Source organism: Macrococcus epidermidis, from assembly GCF_024205965.1.
Classification (GTDB): domain Bacteria; phylum Bacillota; class Bacilli; order Staphylococcales; family Staphylococcaceae; genus Macrococcoides; species Macrococcoides epidermidis.
The window spans coordinates 2,250,268-2,262,906 of sequence record NZ_CP073819.1; the positions used below are offsets into that span (position 1 = coordinate 2,250,268).

Sequence of the window (12,639 nt, forward strand, 5' to 3'; positions counted from 1 at the left end):
TATAAAGTAGTGTCTTTTTTATTTGTATATAAAAAGAGAAATTCGAAAACTATTTTCGAATTTCTCTTGTTTCATTTGGTTGGAATAAATCGAAGATTTATCTACTTATGTCCCAACCTCGTTTCTGTTCTCCAACTTCATACGTATAAATAAGTAGATAAAAATAGATATTATCAATAAAATATACCAAGATTCTGATAGCACTTTCAGCTTTTCAATAAAACTTTTTTGAGTTACTGGCATCTCGTTATGATACTTCCGATGAGTTGTTGATTCCCTATCAACTCTCTCTGCATATACTAGTAGCCGTTTCAACCCATCCGGTGTACATGTCAACAATGTAATGATATCTTTATTCTTCTGAATTCTCATTGCCACTATTTTATCTGGCGTTACCACTACTCTATCGTAGACGACATATTTCAAGGGATGTCTGAAATTATTAATGATAATTTCGTCTCCATTTTTCAACCGGTCAATATGAGTAAACCATTCCTGCAGTGGTGAATATGAATGTGCTGCTAATACACTATTCGATGAAGGTCCTCCGAGAGGATAACTTGTCCCGCTGACTCTTGATACGCCTTTATTCAAATTCTCTTGTGTTGCACCATCAAACACCGGATAATGAAGTTTCAGCTTTGGTATCTTAATGGTTGCAATAATCTCATCAGATCTCTGAATATTTTGATTTGCTGATTTAGGTTTTCTTTCCACTGCAGGCTGACTAATATGCTGGCGGCTCTGCCGTAATGCTTCATTATACGCCTGCTGCTGAAGATACCGACTATCCTGTTGTTTATATTTATGCGTTTTCTCCAGTTGCGTGGCAGTAACAGAAGCATTATAATTATAGTACACTTTTGTAATCATCGGATATATGGCAATCATGAGCCCAGCTACAAATATTATATTGATGATATGCTTCATTGCTCTGCTCGTTTTTTACGCTTATTCAATATTTTATAGATAACGTAAAGGATAATACTGATAACAAAGCCTATTAAATAATACTTGTAGACAGATAAGAATTTCATCCACCATGCTGGTTGTTGTGCAAGGTGTTGCTTCGCTTCCACCGGTGTATAAGGAATTCGATGTCCCTGTACAATCAGTCTATGAGAATTAATCATATACGGTGTGCATGTGAGTAATGTCAAACGATCTTCATGCTTTGCGATGCGCAATTTCTCAGTTTGATCAGGTTTCACGACTTCAATATGGTCTATTTCATAAGCAAGTGTTTCTTTAATATTGGTGATATAGACTTTGTCCCCCTGTTTAACCTTGTTTAAATCTGTAAATAACATTTTATCGGGTAATCCTCGGTGGCCGGTTATCACAGTATGTGTATTTTTACCACCTACCGGTAATGATGTGCGTTCCAGATGCCCGAGTCCTTTTTGCAGAACCTCTTCCCTAGTGCCTGCGAATAAAGGAAGCTTTTGATGAATACTCGGTACTTCCACATAACCAATCTGTTCATTGACTTCAATCATTCTGGCATATAATGCTTTCCCTTCTGCCTTTTCTTGTTCACTAAACGTATCTGCAATCGCTTCGTTTGCCATTAATGTTGCATTATACGCCTGAGCTTCACGTATTCGCTCTTCTATATCTTTATCCATTAATTTCCCGACTTCTTTATTGAAGGTATTGACCTCTTCACTAGCCTGATAGTCATAATATACTGCACTAATCATCGGATATAGTAATATTAAAGCCCCTGCCCCAAAAATGAACAAGAATATTATATTAAACAGAAGATTATTTTGTTTTTTTATGCTTTTACTTTCTTCCATCAGGCACTCCTTTCAAAGGGAAAAAGGCAGACTAATGCGTCTACCTTATTGTATAGAAATAATCGATGATTGTATCCTAAGCTTTTTGTCTTTTACGATATGTGATGAGTGCAAGCACCATTAATCCTAAACCGATTACAGTGAATAGTACAGTACCCATTCCCCCAGTGTTAGGGATTGATGTCTTTTTATTAACGATTTCTTTCGGTGATACTGTTGCCACTGATGATTCATCTGTAATAATCGATGGGTCCGCGTAATAAGAATTTGAATTAACAATAAAACTATAGTTAGGGTTAGTCGGGATAGTGTAACCTGAAGGTGCTTTCGTTTCTACTAATATATAATCTGTAGACCCTCCGTTGTTATTCCCATTCTCGCCATAAGCCAGACCCTTTACTTCAAATTTACCATCGTCACCTGATTTAAAGACTGTAGCCTGAGCCTGATCACTCACCCACACATTTCTTAGCGTCGCTGCCTCCTGCTGTAAATACTGTCCTGCTTTATTTTGAATAACGAATTCCGCACCTTGAAGCGGGTCTATGCCATTTGTCTTAATAAAGTTCTTACCGCCCGTGTAAACTTTCGGAATATCTAGCGCCGCTACTCTTGCAGCTGCTACTATTTTACCGACACCACTAGGATCAGTTGTAGTACCATGCCCATTATCAAAGTCTAATGTCGCATTATTCAGAATCGGTTTGCCCATGATTGCCTTATTATTAATCACTGTAGGCATCATAATATTTAATTTACTTTCAACCCCAAAAGTTGCAAGCGTCTTTAATCCTGCTGATGTAAAATCAACACTGACAATTCGTGTAGCTTCGTCATAATTTACTGTGTAATCCGATGAGGGTGTTAATGCCTGTCCATTCACATTAACTGTAACTTTATCAACACCTTGAAAGTCTAAAGCTGGATCAAGCTTATCCGTCACGGTATATTTATTATATTCTTCAATCCCTTTAACTATTGTTGGTTGAATTAACCAGTTGAAATCATCTCCAATATCATATGACGAAGATTTATTACCATCAACACTCACATCTTTATCAATTAACGGAGAACCTTCTAAAGTGTTTTTTGGGTAAACGTGCAGATCAGTAATATATCCTGTTCCAGCCTGGTTCGTAACAGGTAGTTCTAAACCAAAGGGTACGGCATTCGCTGTTATTACTGAGCTGGATGTATCCTCAGTAAACCAGTAGATTCCTTCTTCTAAATTAGGAACAGTAACAACGCCATTGGCATCAGTTTTTGCCGTTTGACCCATTTTAGCGCCAATATAAGCTTGCACTTCTGCTTCAGTATCATATAAGGACATGTTCGCTTTCATCGTTGCAAGTTGAGCCGAAGTTATTTTCCAGTACGTAAATGAAATTCCAGAAATTGCATCTCCTGATGGAGTTACTTTACCGGTAAGTTCATCATACGTTGCTTCTTGTTCTGTATTCCCAGTAATTTTGTGTATCGATAAGTTTGTATCTGGTCCCGCGGCATGTGCATTATTGGATGGTGCGATCACGTTGATAAGTAACGTAATTGCAAAAAGTACGAAAAACTGCTTTGCTAATTTAGACATTGAGGTATGTCCTCCCTTAAATTTTAATTTATATTAATCGCACATGGCGTTAATTTTTTCTTCTTCTTAACATGATTGTTGCTATCATTATTCCAATACCTGTGATAGTAAACATTACTGTACCTCTACCACCTGTATTAGGGAGCGTCGCTCTTTTATTAGCAATCTCCTTTGTTACTACTGTAGTCCCATCAATTGTGATAGGTCTTTGTGTATTATCAAGCTGATAACCTGCAGGAGCGATTGTTTCCGTTAATAGATAATCTCCAAATGGAAGTTGATCGAAGTTAACAATACCTGAATCGTCAGTTTTCAGTGTACTGATTATCTTTCCATTCTCATCTTTTAATTCAAATACTGCACCGGCTAGTAATCGTGCATTATTTCCTGCATCATATTTCTTAACCTTTAAAGCTCCAACAGCAAGTTTATTTGTTAGTTTAAATTGTTGTATTCCATCATATGTCTGACCATCTATATTAATAGCACCATTTGGAGAAACTGCTACACTATGTGTTGAATTATCAAGAAGATACCCGGCAGGTGCTTGAATTTCTTTTAATGCATAATTTCCTGCTTTAAGACTCGAGAACTTTACAAGACCTAAATTGTCGCTTGTTGACTTCACTACAGTACCGGTACTATTTGTTAAAGAAAATATTGCGCCTTGCAATGCAGTATCCTTGTCACTCATCTTTATAAAGCTAAAAGAATAAGTGGGGTAGCTGTATTTCGCTTCAGGTACCGGAAAATCAATGGTACTAGTAGCAGTTTGAACAGTTGTCTTTCCATTCATTGGATACCACTGATCATCCTTAAAATTTGGATCTGATGTTCTTAAAGATACTTTATAATTGATATTAATCCATTCACCTTTACCAAGTGTTGCTCCTTTTAACATAATTGTTCTAGAAGCTACGTCATAATTAACTGTCACATTCTTTAATAAGTCTGGATGAGATGAAGTAAGTTTATAATCCGAAGTATCAAATGTATTATTTGTACCTAAATCTAAATCATACATTTCTCCAATTGGATCAGTAATAGTTCCAGAATTAGTTGTACTCGTAGTTGTACTAATACTTTTTACAGTGTTTTGAGCAATATTAGATAATATATTCGGTAAATCAATAGAAGTATCATTTGTCACAAAGGCATTTTTAGTATCTGAAGCTACATAATTAATTACATTATTCATATCATTAACAGATGCTAAATCTAGTCCTGATAGTTTATTAGTTTCTAAACCTACAGCATACACCTCATAATCTGGATGTGCTGCTTTAATAAGTTTAGCCTCAGAAATAGTAGGCTGTCCATGATTAGTGATTGCAACATTACCAATACTATATGCAAAATTTCCTTGTGATGAATTTAATGGAAATACAGCTCCGTTGCCTACAACTACGTTACTAAATGAAGAAATATTTTCTGGAGTCGTTGCAGTTAATCCTTTATAACTAAAAGTCGGTGCCCCATCCGTTAATAAAATCATAATTTTCTTTGAATTAGGTCTTGCAGTTGATAACATATTAGAACCTGTACGAATTCCTAATTGTGTAAATGTATGACCTGTTCCTCCAGGAATTGAGGTGTCTTGTTGAAAACTATTTGGGATAGCATTTTTTATTGCTGTTGCATTCGTTTGAAAACCCGTTTGACTGACTATTTTAGTAGCATAGTTTACAATACCAATCCTAGTATCTTTAGTAATATCTCCACTATTTCCAGTTGTCACTTTATCAATAAAACTATTAACACTGGTCTTCATATTTTGCCAACGCGATGATCCATTAGAGGTTAATGTTTCCATACTTTTAGAGTTATCTATCACAAATACAATATCAAGTGGCGTCTGGGAAATAGTATCTCTACCTTGAGTTTTCAAATCAATTGCATACTTATTAGGAGTAGAAGTCGGCTGAGCTGCTTTCCATAAAAATCCTTCAGTATATTCTACCGGCTGAGGTACTCGATTACGATATAATCCACGCTCATCCCAAGACATATCAGAAATAGCACCCTTGTAACTGGGACTCGGTTCAACAATTGGTAAACCATTGCCTGGTGTCGGTACGTTCGCACTTGAAAGCACAGTTGTTTGTGCTTTATTACTTACTTGTCCAGATGCGTTCTTTGCTTCAGCATAAATAATAGTTCCAACCGTTTGGACTCGAAAAAGTTCTACATAAAATTTCCCATCATCTCCTGCTTTAGTTGTCCCAATAATTTCATCTTTATCATTTGTCAAAGTGACAATTAATCCTGGAGAAGCCGTTCCTAATACGCTTGTTTGATTATCGTATACAGTTCCAATCGTTGTAGGTACTAGATTTGAAACTGTAACTTTAGTTGGTGAACTCAAATTCCCCGCAGAATCTTTTGCAGTTACAGAAATAACACTTCCCTGAATTTGAGCAGGAATATTTATTTTATAATTACCACTTGCATCTACAGGGCCTGTAACCTGTGTACCGTTCGGTAATAAAACGGTTATTAAAGTATTGGGTTCAGCAGTCCCTGTAACACTTAAAGACGCACTAGTTATTGTATTAACTTGAGGGGCTGTAGGTGCTAATTTATCTTCTGCATATAAAGTTCCATTAATTGAAAAGAAATCATTCTGATTATTAGCAATAAACTGTGCACCCGGAGTTCCACCACCTATTGACAAGTTATACCAAGGTTTAGTTTTATCGGTAATTGTAGTTGAAAAAGAAATAACTGCAGCCGAAGGTCCAGTGCCTCCACTAGTACCAGTAGAAGAAAAAGAACCTGTTATAGCTTTGTATTGCGTATTGTAAGTTAATGTTTTAGTTGTTTTAGTTGAACCATTGGTTAGGGTTTGGATAATACTTCCTGTGTCAAGTGTTTGACCAGCACTGAATACCATATTATATAAACGATATTCAATATTATGCGCTGTATTACCATTTCTACCTATGGTTATAGTCCAGTTGATTTTATTTCCATCTGGACTTAGCGTACCATTTATAGTTAAAGTATCGCCTGTTTGACTGTGTACTAAGGGAGTATCAGTAACAAATGATGAAGAACCGTTGGTAGTAGTCAAACTCTGGATGCTTGATGTTTCTAAAGAGAAAGAATTTACAAGCCTACGAGTAGAAGGCTCATTTACAATTGGTTTTTCAATGGTAAAATTAGTAGTTGTATCGCTACTTTCATCTGAAACACTTTCAGAAATATTATCAAGAGATGTAGAAGTTTCAATGTTATCTTTGTTTTCCGAATAAGTTTCAGATGATGGTATTTCACTGCTCAATCTTTCTTCAGGTAAAACTGTAATGGTTTTTTCATCATTTTCTTTAATAACAGTTATGTTATGATTAGTAATTTCAAAATTATATCCTTCAATACCTTCTATTTGAATGGCATATGAAATCAATGTATTTTTTTCATCATATTTAGGAAGATCCTGAAAAGAATAATTAGATTCATTTCTAATTTCTTTTTCTTTAACTTTTTCATTATTATTCTTATTAATCAAATGGATTGTAAATGGTATTTGTTCCTTATTCTCAATAACACCTTCAAGTGAAGTAGTCATGAAAGTATATATAACATCATTATCTTTAACTTCTGCCTCATAATTAATCAAATCATGTGGTACTACTTTATAATCGATTACTTCACCATTTTCGTTAAATTTTCTTAAATCTGAAAATTCATAACCTTTACTCTCAATATTTCTTATAGTTTTAACAACTTCACCAGATGAAGTATCAACGAGAGATAATTGTGATTCCGGGAGTATGAATTCATTTGGTAATCCAACAAATGTAATATTGCCTTTAATAGATATTTTTTGGTGATAATAATCTCTTGCTGAAACCTCTTGATTATTTAACATTAAAGAAAGTTTCGCGCTATAATCTGATTGATGATTATCCATACTCGATGTTTCAAATTTGAAGTTAATGCTTTGAGAATTATCTTTTAATTTCAATACATATACTTCTTTAGATTTATCTGATTGCTCGATAACAACTTGATATTCATTCAAAGTAGCTTTGAGTTGTTCTAAATCAAGAGAATGTTCACCTTGAATTTTTAATAGAAGTTCGTTACTATCTAATATCTGCGATTTAGAATTAATAGAAACATCCCATAATATTTTGTTAGAAGTGCTACCTGCCATATTAATAGAAACTAAATCTTGATTATCACTATTGCGTGTATATTCATCTGCATATGCATAATCGTAAATTAACTCAGCAAACAAAGCATTTAATAACAAGATTATTAGGAAACAAGTATAAATTCTTTTGATATAATCACCTACTTTTTAATTAGATTAAATTTTATTTAATTTCTAGTTAATATTAGCATGGTTTCTAGGATACTACAATACAATTTTATTTTATTATATGAACTATTTTAATTACTAAATAAAACTATATTCTTTTTCAAAAAAGAGTAACTCCAGGAATGGGGGCCACTGAAAATCTCGCGATTTTCTCTACATTTATTGAATTAGTATAAAAATCTCTACCTTATTTCGATTTAATTATCTTCATTATTCTTTTGAGATTTACCACAAAAATTGGGATGGCTGCTTGCATATCCATGTTAAATAGATCCAGGTATTTTAATGATTTCATACCGTGTCTATTTTTTAATTTGCTATTTTTTGCTCCAATCATGTATCTTTTCTTCGAAATCAATTTAAATTTTTCTGATTTCATAAATTCCATCTGCTTTGAATGAATTTTAGATTTAATTCAAACATTATATGTTTTACTTTTGGCATCATCTTTGTAGCAGCCATTTTTTAGAGGACAGACTTTACATTTATCGATATCGAAGTAATAAGTAAGAGAATAATTAGTACTTTGATTTTTCTTTCCACTTCTTGCTTTTCTTTTAGCTAAGTCTCACACAAGACATATATAAATATTCGCAACTTTGTTAAACTCAAATTGATTTTTATCTTTTCTAAAGCCGTGTGTAACTGAAGGATTAAGGTTTGAATCTAAATCAATTTTACCCTTTTCACAGAGGTCTAAATTATTTTTTGAAGAATATGCAGCATCATCAACAACAGTTGAAACCTTTACTCCTTTCTCGATTGACTTATTAAGTAGTTGTTCTAATTCTTTACCATCAGTTCTTTCACCGGTTGAAACTGTGGCAGCTGTTATAATTCGATTTTCATCCATCGCAATATGAGTTTTATAAATATAGAATGAAGAATCTTTTGATTTATGTACAACTCTAGTTTCTTTATCATATGAGTGTTGAATAGAGAATTCACAATCTTCGATTGATACTTCTAAAAGATTTATACTATTACTGATTTCAGGAATATTTATATATCTTTCATTTTCCTTTAATTTTTTTTAATAAAGATCTACTTTTTTCAACTGATTCTTCAGTTGAAATATCATCAAATTTAGGTGTTTCAGTTTCAATGTTTAAAATTTTTGATATTGATTTTTTCACTTGGTTATTTCTTCTATTTAGTAGTTGTTTTGTTGAGTAAATGTTATATCTGCATTGAGAACGAGTAACATATAAAATCAAAGTGTCACTTTTTAAAAGTTTATGTTCTTTAGCAATTGAAACAGATTTATGTATCAACATATCTAAAAGATTAATATTTTTCAATCTTAATCGTCTAAACTTAGTAAGTGAACTAGGATTTATAATATCTTCTTCAGGTGCCATATCTAAAAAATATTTAAATGACATATCATATTGTGATTTTTTAACGATATCAACATCATATAAATTATAAGTTACTTTAAGTAAAAGATCCTTAAACATTCTTATTGGATCTATTGTGCCATGATTAATACTATAGTTGGTCGTTAATTCATCATAGATGAATGAAAAGTCGACTAATTCTTTTAATTTTCTAAGTTCATTATCTTTCGGTACTACAATATCATAAAGCCCACTGTACTCACTCAATATCATTTCACCTTGTTTTCTCAATAAATTTATCACCCATTCAAATAATATATAATTATTATACCAATTTAAGATAAAAAAGAAGATATGAATTTATTAGGTTCTATAATAAAACGGACTGATGCTGTAATTAGAGATTAAGCGACAACTTTATGTTGCTTAATCTCTTTTTTTGATTCAGGTAAATATAATCTTGAACATAATAAAACTCTATTTTTTAAATTATTATAATTTCTGTAACCAAAAGAAACTCTTTTTATTAGTTTTATCTTATTATTGGTACCTTCTAACGGACCGTTGGTCAAGTTAGAATAATAGATGGTGTTATCTATATATGATTTATATTTTCTCAATGTAGTAATTGAACTTTTGAGTCTATGATGAACTGTTGTAGTATCAGTATTAAATAATGTATTGAAAAATGAATTAGAGTCATTATTTTTTAGGCTGTGTCTTAGATTATTTACTAAACTATGTGTTTCGGCTAATTCAGAATTCATACTTAATAAGTATTCAACAATTCCTTTCTCTGTTTTTAATTCTTTGAACAATCGAAATTTCTTATATTCAAAATTCTCCAGTTTTTCTTCCGGGGTAAGGAGTAATTTCCAATATCCTTTATATTTATTATACAATGGTGGATTTGTTCTCCTGAATGTATTCATAACATTTACACGTGCCATATTTAAAGCACGGTTAAGTAATTGAATTATATGAAATCTATCAACTATTATTTTAGCGTTAGGAAACATGGATTTAATTAAGCTGATATATGGTTCATACATATCGATAGTAATTGTTTGTACTTTTTTTCTTTCTTTTAAAGGAAAGCGTAGAAAATAGTTTTTTAATGAAAAAAGTCTACGATCCTCAACAATATCAACTATACAATGTGTTAAAGCATCGGCAAAAATAAAACTCATCGCACCTGAGACATTCTTCACACTTTTAAATTCATCCATCATGATATGTGCAGGAAGAGAATCCATCGGATTGTGATTAACTTCTTTAGCTGCCTGTTTTATAAATCTAGAGACGCTAGTTGCAGAAATAAAACATGATTCAGCAATTGATTTTTCAGATCTAATTTTTGTGGATTTATGAATAACAGCTAATTTAGTGTTATTCGAAATAAAACAATACTTCTCCACACAATTTGATTCCGCGGTGAAATGAGCATCACATAACTTACAATGAAAACGTTGTTTGTAAAGTATTAGATATGCCGGTCTCTCACTTATTTTATTTATTACTAGTCTTGATTTCTTAGTTCCATTTTTAACAATCGAATAGTTTTTATTTTCAAAGCCACAATTAACACACCGTTTCGGTGTGTAAGATAGTTTGGCATAATAAATCAAACTTCTTATTCCTTTAATTACTTTTTCATCAACAGTTTCTTGAAACTCAATATTTTCATCTTTAATTCCTAATGTTTTTGATATAAAATGATTCATAGACGCATTATCTCCTTAGTTATTGGTTTGGTCACTTGTAATTATAGAGATAATTGCGTCCTTTTTATATCCAAAAAATCAAAAAACGGGCTGAAGAAAAGATTTGTATCTTTTCATCAGTCCGTTTTATTATAGAACCATTTATTATTCATACCTTCTTACTTAAATCATTTAGTTTTCAATCGAAGATTGAGACTTTTTCAGTGACCTCCCAGAAATGGAGTTACTCTTTCCCCTAATTACTATTTACGACGAGATCCAAGTAATGCCGCGCCACCTAATAATGCTAATACTGAAGCAATCGCACCAGTGTTTTCTTTTTCTCCTGTGTCAGGTAATACTGTTTTACCTACTTCAGAAGGTGTTACAGTTTCTACTGGAGCTAATGTTGCTGTCGGTGCTGGCTTTGTTTCAGTAGGTGCTGGTGTTGTGTTGTCTCCACCACCTGGTGTTGTGTTGTCTCCGTCACCTGGTGTTGTGTTATCTCCGTCACCTGGTGTTGTGTTATCTCCGCCACCTGGTGTTGTGTTGTCTCCACCACCTGGTGTTGTGTTATCTCCGCCACCTGGTGTTGTGTTATCTCCGCCACCTGGTGTTGTGTTATCTCCGCCACCTGGTGTTGTATTATCTCCGCCGCCTGCTACTAGTCCTGGAGTACCAACGCCGTAATAACCTTGGTCTACGTTAAAGTTAGAAGCGCCTTTTAAGTTAACGATAACATCAGTTGGGCCATCTGAATCAATTGCTTCAGATACATCGTTATCAATATTAGCGATAACTGGTGACCAATCTAATGGATTGTGGAAGTTAACGATATATTGACCATCTGACAAACCATGGAATGCATAGTTACCATAAGCATCAGTATAAGTTTCAGCTACGAAATTACCTGCGTAGTCGCGAATAGTAACACGTAAGTTTGCTACTGGGTTTTCACCTTGATCATATAAGTTGTTACGGTTTGCATCCCACCATACGTGGTCTCCGATAGATAAATTACCTTTTGTAGGTGCTGGTGCTGGAGCAGGTGTTGTTTCTCCACCTTGTACTGGAGCTGAACCCTGTCCATTCAAAGGAATGAATCCAGTATCTAAAGTAGTGATGTTAGCCCCATTAATATCAACTAATACGTCAATTGGTCCATCTGAATCTACATCTTCAGAACCGATATTTGCTACATCATTTGCGTATCCTGCTGGCACTTCGAAGTTAACAACATAAGTACCATTTTTTAAACCTGATAATGAATAATTACCGTTAGCATCTGTTGTAGTTGTTGCAACGTGGTTACCAGCGTAATCACGAATAGTAACTGTTAATCCTGCAAGACCAGTGTCCCCAGCATCTTGTACATAGTTACCATTGTTGTCTGAGTAAACACGATCCCCTAAAGAATACGTTGCTTCTGCAGCATCAGCTTGCTGACCTGCACCTAGGAACAATAATGAACCTACTACTACTGAAGCTGTTCCTACTGTGAACTTTCTAATTCCATACTTGTTCATAAAAATCCTCCTCTTATTTCTTTTCATTGCAGTGTGTCAAATCGTCATAATTCTCAGATTATGACTTATTATTATTTTAATACTATTATTTGACAATGCCACACTTACTTGCATTTTACATATAAAATAAGTTATCACCAGCCTTGCATAAAAATTCATAACTATTGAATAAAAAATTAAGGTTAATAAAAATATATTTAGATATTTTTTAAAATTGCCCATAGAACAATGTATTAAATAATTAAGATATATTACCGTATATTTTTTATACAAAATTATGAATAATTTTATCCACATTTTTATATAAATCTTAATTGTGACAATTTTGTGACAAACAGATTAGCTAATATTAT

The 12,639-nt window shown here is 33.2% G+C and carries 8 protein-coding genes; all 8 read right to left on the reverse strand.

Annotated elements, in window-relative coordinates:
* Positions 1-105: 105 nt before the first annotated feature.
* The gene (locus tag KFV12_RS12045) at positions 106-930 is read right to left on the reverse strand and encodes a class C sortase (RefSeq protein ID WP_254256856.1); all 825 of its coding nucleotides are present in this window, start codon (positions 928-930) and stop codon (positions 106-108) included.
* On the reverse strand, positions 927-1,802 hold the full coding sequence (locus tag KFV12_RS12050) for a class C sortase (protein WP_254256857.1): 876 nt from the start codon (positions 1,800-1,802) through the stop codon (positions 927-929). Before KFV12_RS12050 ends, KFV12_RS12045 begins: the two co-directional genes overlap by 4 nt.
* A gap of 76 nt (positions 1,803-1,878) precedes the next feature.
* On the reverse strand, positions 1,879-3,390 hold the full coding sequence (locus KFV12_RS12055) for a SpaH/EbpB family LPXTG-anchored major pilin (RefSeq protein WP_254256858.1): 1,512 nt from the start codon (positions 3,388-3,390) through the stop codon (positions 1,879-1,881).
* Between the two features lie 49 nt (positions 3,391-3,439).
* Positions 3,440-7,633 carry a SpaA isopeptide-forming pilin-related protein gene (locus tag KFV12_RS12060; RefSeq protein WP_254256859.1) on the reverse strand — a complete coding sequence of 1,398 codons (4,194 nt, stop codon included), beginning with the start codon at positions 7,631-7,633 and terminating at the stop codon, positions 3,440-3,442.
* Between the two features lie 652 nt (positions 7,634-8,285).
* Positions 8,286-8,723: a transposase gene (locus tag KFV12_RS12065; protein WP_367304781.1), complete on the reverse strand. Its 438-nt coding sequence runs from the start codon at positions 8,721-8,723 to the stop codon at positions 8,286-8,288.
* Between the two features lie 7 nt (positions 8,724-8,730).
* A complete protein-coding gene (locus KFV12_RS12070; RefSeq protein ID WP_254256860.1) occupies positions 8,731-9,348 on the reverse strand; it encodes a transposase in 618 nt (205 codons plus the stop codon).
* A 113-nt stretch (positions 9,349-9,461) separates the two neighbouring features.
* Complete coding sequence (locus tag KFV12_RS12075) at positions 9,462-10,781, reverse strand: ISL3 family transposase (protein ID WP_254256861.1); 1,320 nt, start codon at positions 10,779-10,781, stop codon at positions 9,462-9,464.
* A 242-nt stretch (positions 10,782-11,023) separates the two neighbouring features.
* Positions 11,024-12,286: an SdrD B-like domain-containing protein gene (locus KFV12_RS12080; RefSeq protein ID WP_254256862.1), complete on the reverse strand. Its 1,263-nt coding sequence runs from the start codon at positions 12,284-12,286 to the stop codon at positions 11,024-11,026.
* Between the last annotated feature and the right edge of the window lie 353 nt (positions 12,287-12,639).

Coding starts and splice junctions, on each gene's coding strand:
- KFV12_RS12055 (WP_254256858.1), bottom strand. CDS start 3,390: ATGTCTAAATTAGCAAAGCAGTTTTTCGTACTTTTTGCAATTACGTTA.
- KFV12_RS12045 (WP_254256856.1), bottom strand. CDS start 930: ATGAAGCATATCATCAATATAATATTTGTAGCTGGGCTCATGATTGCC.
- KFV12_RS12050 (WP_254256857.1), bottom strand. CDS start 1,802: ATGGAAGAAAGTAAAAGCATAAAAAAACAAAATAATCTTCTGTTTAAT.
- KFV12_RS12075 (WP_254256861.1), bottom strand. CDS start 10,781: ATGAATCATTTTATATCAAAAACATTAGGAATTAAAGATGAAAATATT.
- KFV12_RS12080 (WP_254256862.1), bottom strand. CDS start 12,286: ATGAACAAGTATGGAATTAGAAAGTTCACAGTAGGAACAGCTTCAGTA.